Source organism: Methylobacterium sp. NPDC097929, from assembly GCF_049543375.1.
Taxonomy (GTDB): domain Bacteria; phylum Pseudomonadota; class Alphaproteobacteria; order Rhizobiales; family Beijerinckiaceae; genus Methylobacterium.
Window position 1 is genome coordinate 1,650,178 of the sequence record NZ_JBMVEP010000001.1, and the last position, 18,713, is coordinate 1,668,890.

Annotated in this window: 18 protein-coding genes and 1 pseudogene; 2 read left to right on the forward strand and 17 right to left on the reverse strand. The window is 67.8% G+C overall.

Annotated elements, in window-relative coordinates; all coding sequences use genetic code 11:
- Positions 1-34: 34 nt before the first annotated feature.
- The 6 genes from ubiB to ACPCJR_RS07775 all read right to left on the reverse strand — a co-directional run bounded on the left by ubiB (position 35) and on the right by ACPCJR_RS07775 (position 6,196).
- Entirely contained in the window at positions 35-1,597 is a 1,563-nt protein-coding gene (ubiB, locus tag ACPCJR_RS07750) for a 2-polyprenylphenol 6-hydroxylase (protein ID WP_391511277.1), read from the reverse strand.
- A gap of 124 nt (positions 1,598-1,721) precedes the next feature.
- Positions 1,722-2,501 carry a bifunctional demethylmenaquinone methyltransferase/2-methoxy-6-polyprenyl-1,4-benzoquinol methylase UbiE gene (ubiE, locus tag ACPCJR_RS07755; RefSeq protein WP_391511276.1) on the reverse strand — a complete coding sequence of 260 codons (780 nt, stop codon included), beginning with the start codon at positions 2,499-2,501 and terminating at the stop codon, positions 1,722-1,724.
- A gap of 127 nt (positions 2,502-2,628) precedes the next feature.
- On the reverse strand, positions 2,629-3,036 hold the full coding sequence (locus tag ACPCJR_RS07760) for a dihydrofolate reductase (protein WP_391511275.1): 408 nt from the start codon (positions 3,034-3,036) through the stop codon (positions 2,629-2,631).
- Between the two features lie 154 nt (positions 3,037-3,190).
- Positions 3,191-3,934 carry an SDR family NAD(P)-dependent oxidoreductase gene (locus ACPCJR_RS07765; protein WP_391511646.1) on the reverse strand — a complete coding sequence of 248 codons (744 nt, stop codon included), beginning with the start codon at positions 3,932-3,934 and terminating at the stop codon, positions 3,191-3,193.
- A 20-nt stretch (positions 3,935-3,954) separates the two neighbouring features.
- Positions 3,955-5,430 carry an amidophosphoribosyltransferase gene (gene purF / locus ACPCJR_RS07770; protein ID WP_391511274.1) on the reverse strand — a complete coding sequence of 492 codons (1,476 nt, stop codon included), beginning with the start codon at positions 5,428-5,430 and terminating at the stop codon, positions 3,955-3,957.
- A 169-nt stretch (positions 5,431-5,599) separates the two neighbouring features.
- Complete coding sequence (locus tag ACPCJR_RS07775) at positions 5,600-6,196, reverse strand: CvpA family protein (protein ID WP_391511273.1); 597 nt, start codon at positions 6,194-6,196, stop codon at positions 5,600-5,602.
- Positions 6,197-6,556: 360 nt separating this feature from the next.
- On the opposite strand from ACPCJR_RS07775, the gene ACPCJR_RS07780 reads away from it, so the two are divergent.
- Positions 6,557-7,783, forward strand: a complete 1,227-nt coding sequence (locus ACPCJR_RS07780; protein WP_391511272.1) for a hypothetical protein — start codon at positions 6,557-6,559, stop codon at positions 7,781-7,783.
- A 22-nt stretch (positions 7,784-7,805) separates the two neighbouring features.
- Here ACPCJR_RS07780 and radA read toward each other — a convergent pair whose 3' ends face one another.
- Positions 7,806-9,233 carry a DNA repair protein RadA gene (gene radA, locus ACPCJR_RS07785; RefSeq protein WP_391511271.1) on the reverse strand — a complete coding sequence of 476 codons (1,428 nt, stop codon included), beginning with the start codon at positions 9,231-9,233 and terminating at the stop codon, positions 7,806-7,808.
- A 286-nt stretch (positions 9,234-9,519) separates the two neighbouring features.
- Between radA and ACPCJR_RS07790 the strand changes: the two genes are divergently transcribed.
- A complete protein-coding gene (locus ACPCJR_RS07790) occupies positions 9,520-10,233 on the forward strand; it encodes a hypothetical protein (protein WP_391511270.1) in 714 nt (237 codons plus the stop codon).
- A gap of 462 nt (positions 10,234-10,695) precedes the next feature.
- Here ACPCJR_RS07790 and alr read toward each other — a convergent pair whose 3' ends face one another.
- From alr to ACPCJR_RS07840, 10 genes and pseudogenes are all read right to left on the reverse strand, one after another.
- Entirely contained in the window at positions 10,696-11,877 is a 1,182-nt protein-coding gene (gene alr / locus ACPCJR_RS07795; protein ID WP_391511269.1) for an alanine racemase, read from the reverse strand.
- Positions 11,808-12,620, reverse strand: coding sequence for a DUF29 family protein (locus ACPCJR_RS07800; RefSeq protein ID WP_391511268.1), 813 nt, complete (start codon positions 12,618-12,620; stop codon positions 11,808-11,810). Before ACPCJR_RS07800 ends, alr begins: the two co-directional genes overlap by 70 nt.
- 36 nt (positions 12,621-12,656) lie before the next feature.
- On the reverse strand, positions 12,657-14,144 hold the full coding sequence (locus tag ACPCJR_RS07805) for a replicative DNA helicase (RefSeq protein ID WP_391511267.1): 1,488 nt from the start codon (positions 14,142-14,144) through the stop codon (positions 12,657-12,659).
- A 368-nt stretch (positions 14,145-14,512) separates the two neighbouring features.
- The gene (gene rplI, locus ACPCJR_RS07810) at positions 14,513-15,085 is read right to left on the reverse strand and encodes a 50S ribosomal protein L9 (protein WP_004446280.1); all 573 of its coding nucleotides are present in this window, start codon (positions 15,083-15,085) and stop codon (positions 14,513-14,515) included.
- A 38-nt stretch (positions 15,086-15,123) separates the two neighbouring features.
- Complete coding sequence (locus tag ACPCJR_RS07815; protein ID WP_391511266.1) at positions 15,124-16,152, reverse strand: DUF2232 domain-containing protein; 1,029 nt, start codon at positions 16,150-16,152, stop codon at positions 15,124-15,126.
- A gap of 134 nt (positions 16,153-16,286) precedes the next feature.
- Positions 16,287-16,541 carry a 30S ribosomal protein S18 gene (gene rpsR, locus ACPCJR_RS07820; protein ID WP_110352301.1) on the reverse strand — a complete coding sequence of 85 codons (255 nt, stop codon included), beginning with the start codon at positions 16,539-16,541 and terminating at the stop codon, positions 16,287-16,289.
- 2 nt (positions 16,542-16,543) lie between these two features.
- Positions 16,544-17,017 (reverse strand): 30S ribosomal protein S6, encoded by a 474-nt coding sequence (gene rpsF / locus ACPCJR_RS07825; protein WP_110352302.1) that lies wholly within the window; start codon positions 17,015-17,017, stop codon positions 16,544-16,546.
- A 247-nt stretch (positions 17,018-17,264) separates the two neighbouring features.
- Positions 17,265-17,777: pseudogene (locus ACPCJR_RS07830) on the reverse strand (AAC(3)-I family aminoglycoside N-acetyltransferase).
- A gap of 38 nt (positions 17,778-17,815) precedes the next feature.
- Positions 17,816-18,190 (reverse strand): PH domain-containing protein, encoded by a 375-nt coding sequence (locus tag ACPCJR_RS07835; protein WP_391511265.1) that lies wholly within the window; start codon positions 18,188-18,190, stop codon positions 17,816-17,818.
- A gap of 84 nt (positions 18,191-18,274) precedes the next feature.
- Positions 18,275-18,538, reverse strand: coding sequence for a hypothetical protein (locus ACPCJR_RS07840; protein ID WP_391511264.1), 264 nt, complete (start codon positions 18,536-18,538; stop codon positions 18,275-18,277).
- Positions 18,539-18,713 lie beyond the last annotated feature (175 nt).

Here is an 18,713-nt window from a genome sequence, read left to right on the forward strand (position 1 = left end):
AGTGTAGGGGAAACCCGGCGGTTGAGAAGGCCCCTCAGCGGAAGGCCAGCACCAGCGCCCCCACCGCGATCCCCCACAGCGCGACCGTCGACCAGATCGCCCGCCGCCGCTCCTGCCGGGCGATCCGCTCCATCACCTGGATGTTCTGCGAGCCCTCCTCGTCGAGGCGGATCATGATGCGGCGGATGCGTTGGGCGATGTCGGGGATGTCGGAGACGACCTCGGCGAGCGTCAGCGCGGCCCGGGCCCCGCCCTCCAGCCGGCCGACGGGGCCGAGATGGCGGGTGATCCACGAGCGCACCACCGGTTCGGCACCGGTCCACATGTCGAGCTGTGGGTCGAGCGAGCGGGCGACGCCCTCCACCACCACCATGGTCTTTTGCAGCATCACCAGTTCGGTGCGGGTGCTCATGTCGAACAGGGCGGTCACGTCGAAGAGGAGGGTCAGCACCTTGGCCATCGAGATCTCGTCGGCCCGGCGCTGGTGGATCGGCTCGCCGATCGCCCGGATCGCCTGCGCGAAATCGTCCACCGAGTGGTGGCGCGGCACGTAGCCCGCCTCGAAATGCACCTGCGCCACCCGGCGGTAGTCGCGGGTGATGAAGCCGAGCAGGATCTCGGCCAGGAAGCGCCGCTCGGCGTGGCCGAGCCGGCCCATGATGCCGAAATCGACCGCCACCAGCCGGCTCTGAGCATCGACGAACAGGTTTCCGGGATGCATGTCCGCGTGGAAGAAGCCGTCGCGGATCGCCTGCCTCAGGAAGGACTGGATCACCACCCGGCCGAGCGCCTTCGGGTCGTGGCCCGCCGCGACGATGCCGGCGCGGTCGTTGAGGCGCACGCCGTCGATCCACTCGGAGGTCAGCACGTCGCGCGCGGTCAGCGCCCATTCGGGGCGCGGCGTGCGGAAATCCGCGTCGCCCTTGGTGTTCTGGGCAAGCTCCGACATCGCCGCCGCTTCGAGCCGGAAATCCATCTCCATGGTGACGGAGCGGGCCAGGATCTCGACGACTTCGCGCGGGCGCAGGCGCTCGGCGTCGGGCAGCAGCGCGTTGACGATGCGGGCCATGAACCGCATCGCCTGCAGGTCCTTGGCGAAGCGCTCGCGCACGCCGGGTCGCATCACCTTGACCGCCAGGTTGCGCTGCGTGCCGTCGGCGTCGAGCACGGTCGCCTTGTGGACCTGGGCGATGGAGGCCGCGGCGATCGGCTCGCTGAAGGCGGTGAACAGGGCCGAGACCGGCTTGCCGAGTTCCCGCTCGACCACGCGCAGGGCGATCCCCTGCGGGAAGGGCGGCACCCGGTCCTGAAGCCGTTCGAGATCGCGCGCGGCGGCCATGCCGACGATGTCGGGGCGGGTGGCCAGGAACTGGCCGAACTTGACGTAGGAGGGCCCGAGCCGGGTCAGTGCCCGCTCCAGCGGGCTGGCGCCGGGCGCCTGCGCGATGCCGCGCCGCTCCAGAAGGCGGCCGACCTTGAGGGCGAGCCGCAGGTGCGGCGGCAATTGCGCCGCGTCGATCAGCGCCAGCCCGCCCTCGCGGGCGAGCACGAAGCCGACATGGGCGCCGCGGGCGAGGTGGAAGACGGCGCCGAGCATCATCGAACCCTGAAAGGCGTTTGCTCGAAGAGGGATCGCACCGGATCACCGACGCAGGGCGTGCCCTGCGCCGCGGAGCCCGGCCCTGCCGAGGTGCCCGTCAGCGCTCGAGATCGGATCGAAATCAAGAAATCTTCCAGCCGGAATGGATCGCGACGATGCCGCCCGAGAGCCGGCGATGGCTGACATGCGCAAAGCCCGCCGCCTCGATCATCCGGGCGAAGCTGTCGGGGGAGGGGAACTTGCGGATCGACTCGACGAGGTACTGGTAGGACTCGCGGTCGCCCGCCACCCGCTCGCCGATGCGCGGGATCACGTGGAAGGAATAGGCGTCGTAGATCTTCTCCAGCACCGGCAGGTCGACCCGGGAGAATTCCAGGCAGAGGAAGCGCCCGCCGGGCTTGAGCACCCGGTGCGCTTCCGCCAGGGCCACATTGATGCGCGGCACGTTCCGGATGCCGAAGGCGATGGTGTAGCTGTCGAAATGACCCGCCGGCAGGGGCAGCGTCTCGGCGTTGCCGGTGACGAAGTCGATGCGGCCGTCGTAGGTGTGGCCTGCCCGCTCGGCGCCGACCCGCAGCATCGCCTCGTTGATGTCGAGCACGGTGACGTGGGTCTCGGGGCCGCCCGCCGCCAGCGTGCGGAAGGCGATGTCGCCGGTGCCGCCGGCCACGTCGAGATGCCGGTGGGGCCGCGTGCGCGACGGGCGCAGCATCGAGATCAGGTGCGACTTCCAGGCCCGGTGCAGCCCGCCCGACATCAGGTCGTTCATCAGGTCGTAGCGGCGCGCGACCGAGCGGAACACGTCGTCCACCCGCGCCTGCTTCTCGGAGAGGCGCACGCGCTCGTAGCCGAAATCGGCGGTGGCTTCGCTGTCGCCGGCTCCTCTGCCCGTTCCGCTCATCCGATCCTACCCCGCGCTCGCCCGGCCCCGCTCCCGGTTCCGGCCGAGCCTCCTTAGCGAATGCCGGCCGGAACCGCCATGCGGCAGGGGGGATGCGCGAAGCGGGCGGCGCCGGATCGGAAAAGGATCAGCTCCGCAGCGGGCCGCCGACGAGCCAGGCCGGGTCGAACCAGCGGTCGGCCTCGCCGTCGTAGGGCAGGCGGGTCACGTCCCAGTGCTGGATGTAGCGCGCGTAGACGTTCCAGACCGCGATGCCCCCGCCGACGAAGATGCGCCTGCCGGGATAGCGGGCCAGCACCGCTTCCGGGTCCTCGTGCGAGCGGATCACGTCGATGGTGCGGTCCCGAAACGCGAATTCCGGCACCGAGGCCACGGTCTTCGGCCCGGCGATCAGCACGTGGCCCATGGTGAGCGCGAAGAAGCGCGTCACGTCCTCGACGAAGAGCGGATCGGTGTTGCCCTCCCAGGGCAGCTGCCCGTTGAGGCCGAGCTGGCCCCGCTGGCCGATGGCGCAGATGCAGCGGACGTCGATCATGGCTGAACCCGGAAAAACGAAGAAGGCGGGCTCCGCCCGCGACCCGCCGGGGCCTTCAGGCCCCGGACCTCCTTAAAGGGCCTCACAAAACTCCCGGTCACCGACCGTTTCTCCACCGCCCGCGACAGCGCAGCGGGAGTTTTGTGAGAGACACTTACTGAGGACTCTGGAAATCCAGAACCCGGTCGCTGGGGAAATCGTAGAGTTTGCCCGTCTCGTTCCAGGCGGGCGCCACGAGCCGCACGAAATGCGGCGCCAGATCCTCCGGGGTCTTCAGCGTCGCCGGGTCCTCGCCCGGCATCGCCGCCGCGCGCATGCGGGTGCGCAGCGGGCCGGGATTGAGCAGCATGGCGCGCACCCCCGTGCTCGCATTCTCGGCGGCGTAGGTGCGCACCATCGCCTCGAGCGCCGCCTTCGAGACGGCGTAGGGGCCCCAATAGGCCCGGCACTTCGCGGCAGCCCCTGAGGAGACGAAGACGGCGCGTCCCGCATCCGAGCGCTGCAGCAGCGGGTCGAACGAGCGGATCAGGCGCCAGTTGGCGGTGACGTTGATCGCCATCACCTGATCCCAGGCCTTCGGCGTGACGTGGGAGACGGGCATCAGGTTGCCGAGGATGCCGGCATTGCCGATCACGGCGTCGAGCCGGCCCCAGCGCTCGTTGAGCGCAGCACCCAGGCGGTCGATGGCGTCGTAATCGGTGAGGTCGAGGGGCACCAGCGTCGCGCGGCCGCCGCCCGAGCGGATCGCGTCGTCGAGTTCCTCCAGGCCGCCCTGCGTGCGGGCCACCGCGACGACGTGGGCGCCGGCCCCCGCCAGGGCGAGCGCCGCGGCGCGGCCGATGCCGCGGGAGGCGCCGGTGACGACGGCGACGCGGCCGTCGAGGATCGTGTCGGCCATCATCTTCTCAACCACGGGCTTCAGTCCGCCTCGGCCAGCATCGCGAAGCGCTTGGGCCCGGCAATCGCCAGATCCGTCAGGCCGGTCGGGTAGTCGCCGGTGAAGCAATGGTCGGTGTATTGCGGGCAGGCGGCGTTGCGCTCGGTCTCGCCCATCGCCCGGTACAGGCCGGGAATCGAGAGGAAGGCGAGCGAATCGGCGCCGATATATTTCCGCATGGCCTCCAGGTCGTGGGTGGCGGCCAAGAGCTTCTCGCGCTCGGGCGTGTCTATGCCGTAGAAGTCGGGATAGGTGATCGGCGGCGAGGCGATGCGGAAATGCACCTCGCGGGCGCCGGCATCGCGCATCATCCGCACGATCTTCACCGAGGTGGTGCCGCGCACGAGGCTGTCGTCCACGAGCACGATGCGCTTGCCCTCGACCGCGGCGCGGTTGGCCGAGTGCTTCATGCGCACGCCGAGTTCGCGCACGGTCTGGGTCGGCTGGATGAAGGTGCGCCCGACGTAATGGTTGCGGATGATGCCCATCTCGAAGGGCAGGCCCGCTTCCTGCGCGAAGCCCAAAGCCGCGGGCACGCCGGAATCGGGCACCGGGATCACCACGTCGGCCTCCGGCGCCGCCTCGCGGGCGAGTTCCTGGCCGATGGCCTTGCGCACGCCGTAGACGCTCTTGCCGTTCACCACCGAATCGGGGCGGGCGAAGTAGATGTACTCGAAGATGCAGGGGCGCATCGGCCGCTGTTCGGCGAAGCGGATCGACTCCACGCCCTCCTCCGAGATCACCACCACCTCGCCGTTCTCCACGTCGCGGATGAAGCGGGCGCCGATGATGTCCAGCGCGCAGGATTCCGAGGCCAGGATGTAGCGCCCGTCGAGTTCGCCGAGCACCAGGGGGCGGATGCCGAGGGGATCGCGGGCGCCGATCAGCTTCTTGTTGGTCAGCGCGACGATGGCGTAGGCGCCCTGGATCTGCTGCAGCGCGTCGATGAAGCGCTCGACGATGCGCGGTTTGCGCGAGCGGGCGGCCAGATGCAGGATCACCTCGGTGTCCGAGGTCGACTGCGTGATGGCGCCGTCCTTGACGAGGTCGCGGCGGATCGAGAGCGCGTTGGTCAGGTTGCCGTTATGCGCGACCGCGAGGCCCCCGCTGGCGAGTTCGGCAAACAGCGGCTGGACGTTGCGCAGGATGGTGCCGCCGGTGGTCGAGTAGCGCACGTGGCCGATGGCCGAGCGCCCGGCCAGCCGCTCGATCGTGCCGCGGTCGGAGAAGTTGTCGCCGACGAGGCCCTGACGGCGCTCGGAGTGGAACACCCCCTCGTCGTAGGAGACGATGCCCGCCGCCTCCTGGCCGCGATGCTGCAGGGCGTGCAGCCCGAGCGCCGTGATGGCCGAGGCGTCGTCGTGCCCGTAGATGCCGAAGACGCCGCATTCCTCGCGAAGCGTGTCCCCGTCGATGTCCCAGTCCTGGGCATCGGCGCTCGCGCAGACAGCTGACATGTCGATCTCGAATCCTGGAGGCGCGAAACCGCGGGCCTCACGTCCGGCACGGCGGGAGACGGCCGGGCGCTGCCGCCCGCAGCCTCTGCCGCGAGGGGTTACGCCGGGACCGTCGTGAAACCGTTACCTAGGTGCGGATCGCGTCGCAACCAAGACCGATTCCAGCATATCAGCGTTTCGGTGCAGGCCCGGCATCGCTGCGGCGCTGGGCGGGGAGTTCGGTCTCCGGCGGCGGCTCCTCGGCCGGCGTGTCGCCCTTGGGCTTGCGGAACTGCTTGAGGAAGCCTTCCGGGTTGTCGGGCAGCTGCGCCACCAGCGCCTCGCCCGAACTCTCCAGGATCGGCCGGCTCTTGGCCTGCGCGGCCCAGTCCGGCACCTTGCCCTGGACGAGCCAGGCCAGGAACACCCAGCCGATCACGCAGATCAGGAAGCCGCGGCCCGCCCCGAACAGGAAGCCGAGCGAGCGGTCGACGGCGCCGATGCGCGAGTCGAGCACGAGGTCGGACACCTTCACCGTGATCAGCGAGACCACGATCAGGGTGCCGAGAAAGATCGCGGCGATGGAGGCGACGAGCGCCACCGTGTCGCTGGAGACGTGCTGCTTCACGGTGGGCAGGAGCAGCGGGTGGAGCGACCACGCCACCGCGGCGGCGGCCACCCAGGCGATGATCGCGAGCACCTCGCGGGTCACGCCGCGCACGGCGGCGAGCAGCGCCGAGATGAGCACGATGCCCAGCACCGCGAGATCGAGGACGGAGAACGGCATCGCAGGTTACGCTAATCGGGGGCGGGACAGGGCGGCGTCGCCCGGACGGCGACGGCTCCCCTCGGGCCGCGCGTCCGCTGTGGTCGTTAACGATATACCCCGACGAACCTCGGCCGTCACCTTCGGGCCTCGAATCCTGGACCAGCCATGCTCCTTGCCATCGGAATCCCGGCGTGCCGGCGCGGCGCACTCCCCTGGAATACCGCGCCTGTGGCGCTAGCCCTGCTGATCCTGTCCGCTCCGCTCCGCGCGGAGCCGGCGAGGCCGGTCTCGCGCGAGGGCGGCCTCGAAGTCCTCGACGCACTTATCCCCGGCCGGATCAGGGACGGCGTCCCGGTCCTGATGCCCGGAGCCATCACGATGGCGCAAGGCTTGTCGCCCCTCGACACCTCGCTCGCCGGCCGCAAGAACCCCAATGCCATCATGCTCGGGGTCGGAAACCGGATCTCGTTCTGTCCCGCCCTGTCGTGCATCCACGGGCCGTCGGACGGCCGGATCGACCCGGCCTTTTTCGACCACCAGCGCACCTCCCTGCTGATCTCGGCCAGCACGCAGATCGACAATGCGGCGGAGGAGCAGACGCTCGCCGTCACGACGACCATCGGTACCGGCCGGCAGAAGGCGTGGGCGGCCCGGACCAGCTTCGCGCTCGGCGACAACGTGTCGAGCGGCAACGCCACCTATCGGGTCGTGCAGGCCGGAACCTCGGGCGCGAACAATCCGCTGCCGGGCTCGCGGCCCGCCTCGGTTCCGTTCACGGTCTCCGACGGGTCGGTCAAATGGCTCTGGATCAACGATGCCAGCATCGCCGCGAAGGTCGGCAGCTACTTCGAGACGGAGGTCGTCGAGGGGGCCGGCGCGGCCTGGAACGCGGCGTTCAACTATCACCTGCGGATGCCGCCGGTCGCGCCGGGATTCTTCCCCAACGTGGAGCTCGATTACGGCAACGATTCGGGCCGGGACTGCCCGCTCGGCATCGATTGCACCAACCTGCGGCTGGCCGCGAGCGGCAAGGCGATCACCACCAACCTCGCGATCGTCGGAAACGAGACGGCGGCGCACGGGTACTCGACCATCTGGGGTATGCGCCTGAACGGCGATGGGCTCGCCTCGCAATCCGCCATCGAGATCGACGCGGCCTCGCCCGTCGGCATTGGCTTCGGCCTGTCCGGGCTGGGCGGGCAGTCGCATGCGATCGCCACCATCAGCGACGCCTCGTCCGGCCCTGTCTCCTACCTCGTCACGGGCGCCCATACGACGGCGAGCATCCTCGACGATTCCTCCGCCCCGGTCTCGCTCAGCATCGGCGGCGCCAAGTCGGTCGCCGGTATCCGGGAGGGGTCGAAGAGCCCGGCCGGCATCGTCCTGCAGGGGGCCTACGGCGTCGCCCAGATCCAGGGCAACGGCTGGTCGGTCGATCCGGCCGGGCGCATCATCACCCGGGCGGGCGTGGTGGAAAGCGCTTCCTCGCCCCCGGCGAGCAGCGCGGCGCCCTGCCGCGTCGGCGAGCGCGCCTGGGACGCGGACTGGGAGTATCGCTGCGTCGCCCCCAACCGGTGGAAGCGGTCGGCGCTGCAGGATTTCTGAGGCGAGTCCCGCCGCGCCCCGGCTACATCTCCTCCTCGTAACTCACGGCCTTCTGCCTCCCAACCCGCCGCGGCGCGCCCGAGGCGATGCCGGCCACGAGATCGGCGATGTGGCGCAGGGCCTCGGTCGGCAGCGCCCGGTCCCCGGCCTCGCCGCGCCCCTGCGGGGTGATCGCCTTGCCGAAGCCGAGCTTCAGCGCCTCCTTCAGCCGGGCGGGCGCCTGCGAGACCGGCCGCACCGCCCCCGACAGGCCGAGTTCGCCGAAATAGACCGAGTCGGAGGGCAGCGCCGCCCCGGAGAGCGAGGAGACGAGCGCGGCAGCGACCGCCAGATCCGCGGCGGGCTCGGAGATGCGCAGGCCCCCCGCGACGTTGAGGTAGACGTCGTGCCCCCCGAGCCGGATGCCGCCATGGGCCTCCAGCACGGCGAGCACCATCGAGAGGCGGTTCGGGTCCCAGCCCACCACCGCCCGGCGCGGCATGCCGAGCGAGGAGGGGGCGACCAGCGCCTGGATCTCGACCAGCAGCGGCCGGGTGCCCTCCATCCCGGCAAAGACCGCGGTGCCCGGGGCGGCGTGGTCGCGGCCCGCCAGGAACAGGGCGGAGGGGTTGGGGACTTCCGCGAGCCCGGCATCGGTCATCTCGAACACGCCGATCTCGTCGGTCGGTCCGAAGCGGTTCTTCACGGCGCGCAGGATCCGGAAATGGTGGCCCTGGTCGCCCTCGAACGAGGCGACCGCATCGACCATGTGCTCGACCACGCGGGGGCCGGCGATCTGCCCGTCCTTGGTGACGTGGCCGACGAGGATGACGGCCGTGCCGGTGGTCTTGGCGAAGCGGATCAGGGCCTGGGCGGAGCTGCGCACCTGCGTGACGGTGCCCGGCGCCGATTCCACGGTCTCCGTCCACATGGTCTGGATCGAGTCGATGATGACGAGCGCGGGCGGGTGACCCTGCGAGAGCGTCTCGACGATGTCCTCGACATTGGTCTGCGCGGCGAGTTCGACCGGGTGCTGGGTCAGCCCGAGCCGCTCGGCGCGCAGGCGCACCTGTCCCACCGCCTCCTCGCCGGAGATGTAGGCGACGCGCTCGCCGCTCCGCGCCATGGCGGCCGACGCCTGCATCAGCAGGGTCGACTTGCCGATGCCGGGATCGCCGCCGAGCAGGATCACCGAGCCGCGCACGAAGCCGCCGCCGGTCACCCGGTCGAGCTCGTTGATGCCGCTAGCGCTGCGCGGCGCCTCCTTGGCCTCGCCGGTCAGGCCTTCGAGGGGGAAGACGCGGCCCCGCGCCCGCGAGGGCCGGGTCGCGGCCGGGCCGGATTGGGGGCCGGCGCTCGGCACCTCCTCCTGGATCGTGTTCCAGCCGTTGCAGGCCTCGCAGCGCCCGCGCCAGCGGTTGTAGACCGCCCCGCAGGACTGGCAGACGAAGGTCTGTTGGATCTTGGCCATGGGACTTTGAATCTACTGCTATTTTCCCAGACAGCTAAGCTAGATAGGTGCGTTGCCTTTAGAGCTGTACGAGGCCTCAAGGAACTGCCTCTCTGAGCGCCTAGGGCGATCCTACAAACCTATCACGATTTTGAACAAAAAGTGAACACCGCGGCTTTCTCGACCGCATGGACTCCAGCTCGGCGGTCTGATCTAAGAGTATAGCAAATTTTTGTGGAAGCTGGTAAATGTCAATTTTTGCCAAATGCGAACGCGTATTTATAATATAATTTTTGGAATTGACGTCATGAACTATCTTCAAAATGCCGCGGAACTGGCATGGAACTACAAGGTTTCCCTCGTTCCCGTTTTATTTACGTACCTTATCTTTGATCTTCAGGCAATTTATAGGCGCATTACCAAGATACACTATGTTCCTATATACTTCATCGTCTTTCCTAGTGGGCACTCAGATAAGTTATATGCTGAATATTTTGGAGAAGACGATTATTTTGGTGTAGGAATAAGTTTGTCAGAGCAAGAGAGGATTGAATTAAGGCGAAAGATTATCGCATCTGCAATTATATCGATGGTATTTTCTGCGGTTTTTGCTCCATATGTGTGCGGCATCATTTCTGCATTTTACTTGTCTGCCCAGCAATTTAGGGAGTTTGTTATATTTCTGATGCTGGTGAAAACGTATAATATTTTCAGGGCTCTATACAGAATACGCCTCGAAAGTGAAGTTGTCGGGAGTGGAAAGTCATTTTTATACGTTTTGCTGGTATACGCCGCATATTTATTATCAATCTGTTATGCACTCAATACAGCGTTTGGATGGGCAGCCACGAATCTTGAGAAGTCAGGTGCTTTGGGACTTGCATCCGCGGCAGGAAGCTTTTTATACGAAGACGTATTCATCAATATTTTTATTGTTGCGGCGATTACTTGGGTAATACAAAGAAGAATCACAAGGCCGGAAAATATATCTTATTCGCGGCGCGCGGAGAGCGAAACTTGACGCTATCAAAGCGATTTCTAAATAAAATGCTAGAGGATGATTCTGTCAACGAAATAGCTATAGCCCTTTTGATGACAGAATGTCGCTTCCGCACTCTGCCAATCCGGATAGCCGAAATTTTTGCTACTATTTTTATATTGTACTACAAAAAACAAGAACCGAAATTCACCATTGGAAAGTGCCAAGTCGAATTCAGATATTGGAGGATAATGTTCGGAAGTAATAACATCAAACTAATTTTTGCGACTTTTGACGATACTTGTAACTACAATGTTTGTTGTGAATTTTTGAGAGAAATTAAATGCGATTATAGTAACGTACTTGTAAGTTACAATGGGCGGCCAAGTGCATTGTATGCTAAAACATATCAAAGAAATTTAGCCGCAGTCAGAAGGGTACAGTCGAACATAGGCTAATTTGATTTCGCAGGTTGAGTGCGTTTCAAATCATAACAAATCGAATTTACTCGTATTTCCGGATGTATCGGGAACCCAGCCCCGTCAGGATCTCGTAGCCGATGGTGCCGGCGGCTTGCCCCACCGTGTCGATGTCGAGGGCATCGCCGATCAGCGTGGCGGTGCCGCCGCGCCGGGCCTGGATTGCGTCGGTGACATCGAGGATGATGAGGTCCATCGAGATCAGGCCGACGATCGGGCAGGGCACGCCGCCGACCAGCGCGTGGCCGCTGTTGCTGGCGGCGCGGGGATAGCCGTCGGCGTAGCCGAGCGAGAGCGTGGCGAGCCGGCGCGGGGCCGGGGCCTGCCAGCGGGCGTTGTAGCCGCAGGTCGCGCCGGCCTCGACGTCACGGACCTGCAGGATCGTCGCCTCCAGCCGAACCACCGGCCGCATCGGATTGGGTTGGCCCGGCTCCGGGTTGCCTCCGAAGAGCGCATAGCCCGGCCGCAACAGGTCGTGGCGGGCATCGTTCGCGAGGCAGGTGCCCGAGGAATTGGCGAGCGAGGCGCGCATCTGCGGAAAGGCCGCCCTCACACGAGCGAAATCGGCAGCTTGGCGCGCGTTGAGCGGGTCGTCGGATCGTTCCGCGCTGACGAGATGGCTCATCACGAGGTCGATGCCGGCGCGCGCGATCACCGGATCGCCCGCCCGCGCCAGGGCCTCTGCGACGGAAAGGCCGAGCCGGTTCATGCCGGTATCGACGTGGAGCGCGGCCGGCCACGCGCCCTGCGTGGCGGCGGCCCATTCGAGGAGTTCGTCACGGTCGCCGAGGACGGGGCGCAGGCGGTGGGCGCGAAACGCCTCCGCGCTGCCCGGCGGCAGACCGTTGAGCACGTAGAGCGCGGCCTCCGGCAGGATTTTCCGCGCGGCGATGCCCTCGGAGAGGTGTGCCACGAAGAACGTCCGGCAGCCCGCCCGCCACAGGGCCGGCGCGACCGCCGAGAGGCCGCAGCCATAGGCGTCCGCCTTCACCACGGCACCGCACTCGGCCTGCGGGGAGTGGGCTCCGAGGGTCCGCCAGTTGGCGACGAGGGCCGCGAGATCGACCGTCAGGCGGCCGCCGTGGCCCGGGGCGCTCGGATCGGTACGGCTCGGCGCGGGACTGTCTTCTAAGATGGTCAGAACGTCCCGCCCTCCGGCGGCCAGGGCACCGGCCGGTTCATGATCGCCTCGAAAGTGTAGGGGCATTCGGCGGGGAAGACATCCTCGTCGAGCCCGGTCTCGCCGGCGGCGTCGATGCGGGCCCGGCGGTAGGCTTTGGCAAGGGCGCCGGGAAGCCTGCGCTTGAGGCTCGGATGACGTTCCAGCACCTCCTCAGCGTCGAGGCGACCGTTGCGGATCGAGAGATGCCAGCTCCGCGTCCGCTTCTCCGGCTGATGATCCCACTTCAGGAGATGCATCAGCGTGATCCGCAGTGCACTCTCCATCCGGTTGTAGATCTCGCCGCCCAAGTCCTCGATCTCCTCGGCCAGATTGAGCGCGTCGAGGGCGGCGAACTGCCCGCGGCGGAGCGCCTGGGCCTGCTCGTAGGCCCAGGCGTAGAGATCCCGATCGAGGTGATCGGGCCCCGTCCGGGCATGGGCGGCCTCTGCGAGGAGGTGCGCGAGCGGCTCGGCCCGGGCCGATGGGGGGGGCTTATCGGCAAGCGCGGCAAGGTAGAGGTCGGCGGGTCCGCCGTCCGGCGCCACGTCGCTGACCCGCGGCAGAACGGTCTCGAGAAGGAGCGGTCGGCCTTCTTCGGCGAGGCGTCCCGCCACCTCGAAAACGCCCCGGTGCAGATTCTCGGTCCAATCGTCGTCGCGCAGGATCGCGGCGACCCGGCCGTAGATGGCGGGCTCGGCCAGGATGAGGCCGACGAGCTGCCGCTCGGCCTCGAAGACCTCGTTCAGCGTCGGCGGCGCGGGCGGCCGCGCCTTCGGTGCGAGAGCCACGTCGTCTCTCCGATCGGTCAGCACTGACCGATCCTATCACATCTGCTCGGGCATCCGATCGCTCTGCGCCAGGTTCGAGAACCGGGTGATGTTGGCGTCGAACTGCAGCTCCACCGTGCCGGTCGGGCCGTGGCGCTGCTTGCCGAGGATGACCTCGGCCTTGCCGTGGACGCGCTGCATCTCGGCCTCCCAGGCGAAGAACTCCTCCGTGCCCTCGCGCGGCTTCTTGTTGCCGACGTAGTACTCCTCGCGGAACACGAACATCACCACGTCGGCGTCCTGCTCGATCGAGCCGGATTCGCGCAGGTCCGAGAGCTGGGGCCGCTTGTCGTCGCGGTTCTCGACCTGACGCGAGAGCTGCGACAGGCCGATGATCGGCACCGCCAGCTCCTTGGCCAAAGCCTTCATGCCGGTGGTGATCTCGGTCATCTCCTGCACGCGGTTGTCGCTCTTCTTGCCGGAGCCTGAGAGGAGCTGGAGATAATCGATGATGAGGAGGTCGAGGCCCTTCTGGCGCTTGAGGCGCCGGGCGCGGGCGGCGAGCTGGGCGATCGAGATGCCGCCGGTCTGGTCGATGTAGAACGGGATCGTCTGCATGTCCCGGGCGGCGTCGGTGATCTTATAAAAGTCTTCCGGGCGGATGTCGCCGCGGCGGATCTTGTAGGAGGGCACGCCCGACTGCTCGGCGATGATACGGGTCGCCAATTGCTCGGCCGACATTTCGAGGGAGAAGAAGCCGACGATGCCGCCGTTGACGGTCTGCATGGTGCCGTCGGGCTGCTTCTCGCCGCGATAGGCCTTGGCGATGTTGAAGGCGATGTTGGTCACGAGCGAGGTCTTGCCCATGGCCGGGCGCCCCGCGAGGATGATGAGGTCGGAGGGCTGCAGGCCGCCCATCTTGGCGTCGAGGTCGGTCAGCCCCGTGGAGATGCCCGAGAGCTTGCCGTCGCGCTGGTAGGCTTTCGCCGCCATGTCGATGGCCGCGGTCAGCGCGTCGGAGAACTTCTGGAAGCCGCCGTCGTACTTGCCGGATTCGGCCAGTTCGTAGAGCCGGCGCTCGGTCGCCTCGATCTGGTCGCGCGGCCGGGACTCGACCGGCGCCTCGTAGGCGCCGTTGACCATGTCCTCGCCGATGGTGATGAGGCGGCGGCGGATGGCCAGATCGTAGATGGTGCGGCCGTACTCGCCCGCGTTGATGACGGTGGTGGCCTCGGCCGCGAGCCGGGCGAGGTACTGCATCGGCGTGACGCCGCCCAGATCGATGTCGCCGAGATAGGTCTTCAGCGTGATCGGCGTGGCGAGCTTGCCCGCCTTGATCAGCGAGACCGACACCTCGAAGATCTGGCGGTGCACCGCCTCCATGAAGTGCTCGGGCAGCAGGAAGTCCGAGACGCGGTAATAGGCGTCGTTGTTGACCATGATCGCGCCGAGCAGGGCCTGCTCCGCGTCGATGTTGTGCGGCGGCACCCGGTACTCGGGCTGCACCGTCTCGAGATTGGCCGTGAGGGCGTTGGGCAGGGCCATGGCGCTTGTCCGTCGCTCCGTTCCGGGCGGCCCCGCTCGGCTGCCCCGTTTCATGCCCGCCGGACCTTGCCTCGGGATAGTGAAGCCTTCCTTAGCCGACCCGGCTCGGAACGGCTGCGACGCCGACGCCACGGGCCCCGAAACGCGAGACGCCCGCGTTTCCCTTGCGGGAATCGCGGGCGTCATGCTGGAACGGATTGGGAACAAGTCAACGCCGAAGCCCGGCGCATCCCCGTTCTCCACCGCAGAAGTCAGGGGTTTCGAAAGGACGGGTCCTTTCGCGGGTCCAGGGCGGAGCCCTGGTGAAGGGAGCTTGGGGCGCTGCCCCGAGACCCCGCCAAAGGGATGATCCCTTTGGGAACCCGGACTCAGCCGCGATCGTCGGCGCCCTCGCCGGCATCGGCGAGCGCCTGGCCGACTTCGAGGCCGAGGTCGTCGAGGTTGAACTGCTCGCGCTCGGTCACCGACTCGCCGCGGGCCTGACGCTCGGCCTCTTCCGGCGAACGGGCGATGTTGACGGTCACCTTCACCTCGACCTCGGGGTGCAGGGTCACCGGCACGGTGTGCAGGCCGAGCGTCTTGATCGGCTGGTTGAGCACGAACTGGCCGCGCTCGACCGAGAAGCCCTCCTTGGTGACGACTTCGGCCAGATCGCGGGTCGAGACCGAGCCGTAGAGCACGCCGGTCTCGCCGGACTGGCGGATCAGCACGAAGCTCTGGCCGTCGAGCTTCTCGGCCACCGTCTGGGCCTCGTTGCGGCGCTCGAGGTTGCGCGCCTCGAGCTGGGCGCGCTGGGCCTCGAAGTGCTTCTTGTTGTTCTCGGTGGCGCGCAGGGCCTTGCCGCGGGCGAGCAGGAAGTTGCGGGCGTAGCCGGGACGCACGTTCACGGTTTCGCCCATCTGGCCGAGCTTGGCGACGCGTTCGAGCAGGATGACTTCCATCTGACTTCTCCTTGAGTGGCTTGGAAGCGGGGATTCGATCAGGCGCTGCCGCTGGCTCGCGGGCGGCGCCGGTCGAGGACGGTGTCGGCGATGCCGAACAGGATCAGGGCGAGCATGGCCACGCCCTGCGTGAGGAAGAGCAGCACGTAGAGGCCGGCGAGCAGGGCGAAGCGCCCGGGCCGGCCGCGGCTGCGGTCGTGGAAGGCGGCGAGCCCCTGGAGGGCGAAGGCCGCGCTGAAGGCGCCCATCAGGGCGATGCCGAGCACGCCGGCATAGCCCGACAGCAGCGAGAGCGCGAAGGCGCCGGCCAGCACCAGCAGGGCGGCGCGCGGCATCATGGTCGAGGGAAGGTCCGGCCAGGGCCGGAGCAGGCGCCCCGAGATCTGCACGATGCGGGCGGCGGCCCAGAGGTAGAAGGTGAACAGGATCGTCAGGCCCTGGGCGGCGAGCGCCGGGGCGACGGTGGCGAGCGCGTCGGCGACCTCGCTCGCGAGATCGTCGGACTTTTCCGCGCCGCCCGCCTGCGGAGCGGTCTCGGCCGGCTTGTCGGTCGTGTTGGCGGTGCCCTCGCCCGCGGTGCCGCTCTGAGGCGGCGCCGGAATCCGGCCGCGCTGCACCTGGACCTGCACCACCCGGCGGCTCATCGCCGAGAGCTGCGAGCGGAAGGTGTCGTAGTCGGGCGAGGCGATCACGGCGATGGCGACGAAGGCCAGGGCCGCGGTGCCGGCGACCCAGGCCAGCAGGCGCCCCGTGGGATACCACTCGATCCCCCCGTCCGGGCCCGTCCGGCCGAGCACGGCGAGATAGGCGAGCCACCAGGCGGGCAGGGCGAGATAGGCCGCAAAGGCCAGGCCGAGATAGGGCGAGACGAAGAGGGCGAGCGCGAGCGCGCCCGAGACCACGGCGGCCAACGCTCCGCGGTGGCTCCAGCCCAGGCCGACGATCAGGATCGGCAGCGGGGCGAGCAGGTAGAGCAGGATGGCGAGCGTGGTGGCCTTGAGCAGCACGCCGAACAGGAGCGCCGCGACGAGGCCGGCGCCGGCGCCGACAGGAATGTCCTTGGTCATGAAGTCCGCTGTCCCGCTGCCGAGGAAGGGCAGGGTTAGAGGCCGAGTGCGACGCCCCAACGATCGGGCGGCCCCTTCAGGGGAGGCCGCCCTCGCGGTGATGACCGGCCCCGCGAGGGGGCCGGCTGAGAGCCCTACTTGATGACGTAGGGCAGCAGGCCGAGGAAGCGGGAGCGCTTGATCGCCTGGGCGAGCTCGCGCTGCTTCTTGGCCGAGACCGCCGTGATGCGGGACGGCACGATCTTGCCGCGCTCGGAGACGTAGCGCGAGAGCAGCTTCACGTCCTTGTAGTCGATCTTCGGGGCGTTCGCGCCCGAGAAGGGGCAGCTCTTGCGACGACGGAAGAACGGACGACGGCCACCGCCGCCACCACCAGCACCGAATGCCATGATCAGTTCTCCCCGCCGAAGGTGCGCTCAGGACGGTCGCCGCGATCCCCGCGGTCGCCACGGTCACGGTCGCCGCCGAAGCCGCCGCCACCGAAATCGTCGTCGCGGCGACGCGGACGGTCACCGCGGTCGCGGTCCTTGCGGTCGTCCCGGTCGCGCTTCTGCATCATCGCGGAAGGCTCGGCCTCCAGCTGCTCGACGCGGACGGTCATGAAGCGCAGCACGTCCTCGGAGATCTGCATCTGGCGCTCCATCTCGGCCAGGGCGGCCGGGGGGGCGGAGATGTTGAGGAGCGTGAAATGCGCCTTGCGATTCTTCTTGATGCGGTAGGCGAGGGACTTGACGCCCCAGGACTCGATCTTCTCGATCGTGCCGCCGCCCGCCTCGATGACGCCCTTGTAGGTCTCGACCATGGTCTCGACCTGCTGCGACGTCACGTCCTGGCGCGCCAGGAAGACGTGCTCGTAGAGAGGCATTTTTGGGCCTTTCCTTGCCAAAGGAGGCCCGGCCCGCGCGGATGGCGGGCTGATCGGGCCGGTTCTCTCGCATTCTCTCGGCGCCAAGCCCTTCGAGCCGTTGTGATGGCCCGAGCGGTTGATCGAAGGCGGAGACACGGGACGACGGGTTTTTTTGGAGGAACCCTGTGCCGCGCGGGGCGGCACCGTCCGTTCAGCCCCCGGCCGGAGCGAACGCGAAGGCCGGGCCCTTAAAGGCATTTTCTCGTTATGGCAAGGGCGGGATAGGGGGCGAGGACAGGGCCGGATCGACCGCGATGTCGAAATGCAGCACCTCTTCCCGGGTGCCGAGCCGCTCGTAGAGGGCGAGCGCCGGTCCGTCGCCGGGGTCGCCCTGGACGAAGATCACCCAGGCGCCCCGGCGGGCGGCGTGGTCGCGCAGATGTGCGATCAGCGCCGTGGCGATGCCGCGGCGGCGGTGCTCGGCCGCGACGGCGAGGTCGTAGAGGTAGATCTCCCGGCGGGCGCGCTCGAACTTGTCGAACTCGTAGGCGACGAGGCCGCCCAGGACGGCACCATCGCCCGCTTTCGCGCGCTCCTGCGCGACGAGCACGGCGACGTGCGGTTTCGCGAGTCCCTCGGCGAGCTAGGTGTCGTCGGGCGGGGCGCCGCCATAGGTGTCGGGCTCGGCAAAGGCGCGCCCGAACAGGGCGTTGAGCGCGCGCATCGCCCGCACGTCGCCGGGGCCGAGGCGCCGGATCGTGACGGCCGGCTCGGTCATGGTCTCCGTCTCCCGATGGAAGCGCCGGATGGGGCCGCCTATTTCAGCGAGCCGGCGATGGCCTGCTGGATTCCCAGGATGTCGGCGCCGCGCTTGAGCGTGCGCTGGATCGGATCGGGGCGGCCCGAGACCCAGATCTTCAGCTCCGAATCCATGTCGAAGCTGCCTGCGGTCTCCACCGCGAAGGAGGTGATCGCCCGGTAGGGCACGGTCAGGTACTCGACCTTGCGGCCGGTCATGCCCTGGCGGTCGACCAGGATCAGCCGCCGGTCGGTGAAGATCATCAGGTCGCGAATCACCTTGAAGGCGACGCGCACGCTCTCGCCCGGGGCCAGGACGCCGGCGATCTGCCGGTCCACCTCGTCCGCGGAGAGGTCGCTGCCATGTCCGAGCAGTCCGTCGAGAAGTCCCATGATGTCCCTGCCTCCAGCCCGAGCCGAGGGATGTGGGCATGCCTCGGCCCGACGGCGAGGGGGCGGGCCGAAGCCCCGCGCGCCTCAGCGAGGGCGGCGACGGCCGGCCTTCCGTGTCTTCGCCTTGCCGCGACCGCGCTCCATGCAGCTCGCCCAGATGCGGCGGCCGATTTCGCGCAGGCCGAGATTGAGCGGATCGGGCGCGGAGAAGACCTGCGCCCGGGCCTCGCTGCGGCAGAACGCGTCCTGCGGGTTGAGGATCGGCGGCTCGGCCCGGGCGTCGCCGGGATGGGCCGCGAGGCACAGGCCGAGAAGACCGATCCCGGCCATCGATCGGATGATGTGCAAGGCCCGCCTCCCTCGTCGACGCCTCGCCTCGACGAGGGAGGCCGCGGCGCGTCTGCCGGAAATTGGCGGCAAAGCCGGGGAGTGCCAAGCAGGCCCGAGGTCTTTTCCAGCCCCGAGCCGGTGTCAGGCCGGACAAGTTGAAATCAAAGAAAACGCGCCGGGCTCGAAGCGTCCG

Excerpts from the sequence above, each read along its gene's own strand:
- ubiB (WP_391511277.1), bottom strand. The coding sequence starts at position 1,597 with ATGCTCGGCGCCGTCTTCCACCTCGCCCGCGGCGCCCATGTCGGCTTC.
- ubiE (WP_391511276.1), bottom strand. The coding sequence starts at position 2,501 with ATGAGCGGAACGGGCAGAGGAGCCGGCGACAGCGAAGCCACCGCCGAT.
- ACPCJR_RS07760 (WP_391511275.1), bottom strand. The coding sequence starts at position 3,036 with ATGATCGACGTCCGCTGCATCTGCGCCATCGGCCAGCGGGGCCAGCTC.
- ACPCJR_RS07765 (WP_391511646.1), bottom strand. The coding sequence starts at position 3,934 with ATGGCCGACACGATCCTCGACGGCCGCGTCGCCGTCGTCACCGGCGCC.
- purF (WP_391511274.1), bottom strand. The coding sequence starts at position 5,430 with ATGTCAGCTGTCTGCGCGAGCGCCGATGCCCAGGACTGGGACATCGAC.
- ACPCJR_RS07775 (WP_391511273.1), bottom strand. The coding sequence starts at position 6,196 with ATGCCGTTCTCCGTCCTCGATCTCGCGGTGCTGGGCATCGTGCTCATC.
- ACPCJR_RS07780 (WP_391511272.1), top strand. The coding sequence starts at position 6,557 with ATGGCGCAAGGCTTGTCGCCCCTCGACACCTCGCTCGCCGGCCGCAAG.
- radA (WP_391511271.1), bottom strand. The coding sequence starts at position 9,233 with ATGGCCAAGATCCAACAGACCTTCGTCTGCCAGTCCTGCGGGGCGGTC.
- ACPCJR_RS07790 (WP_391511270.1), top strand. The coding sequence starts at position 9,520 with ATGAACTATCTTCAAAATGCCGCGGAACTGGCATGGAACTACAAGGTT.
- alr (WP_391511269.1), bottom strand. The coding sequence starts at position 11,877 with ATGCCCCTACACTTTCGAGGCGATCATGAACCGGCCGGTGCCCTGGCC.
- ACPCJR_RS07805 (WP_391511267.1), bottom strand. The coding sequence starts at position 14,144 with ATGGCCCTGCCCAACGCCCTCACGGCCAATCTCGAGACGGTGCAGCCC.
- rplI (WP_004446280.1), bottom strand. The coding sequence starts at position 15,085 with ATGGAAGTCATCCTGCTCGAACGCGTCGCCAAGCTCGGCCAGATGGGC.
- ACPCJR_RS07815 (WP_391511266.1), bottom strand. The coding sequence starts at position 16,152 with ATGACCAAGGACATTCCTGTCGGCGCCGGCGCCGGCCTCGTCGCGGCG.
- rpsR (WP_110352301.1), bottom strand. The coding sequence starts at position 16,541 with ATGGCATTCGGTGCTGGTGGTGGCGGCGGTGGCCGTCGTCCGTTCTTC.
- rpsF (WP_110352302.1), bottom strand. The coding sequence starts at position 17,017 with ATGCCTCTCTACGAGCACGTCTTCCTGGCGCGCCAGGACGTGACGTCG.
- ACPCJR_RS07835 (WP_391511265.1), bottom strand. The coding sequence starts at position 18,190 with ATGGGACTTCTCGACGGACTGCTCGGACATGGCAGCGACCTCTCCGCG.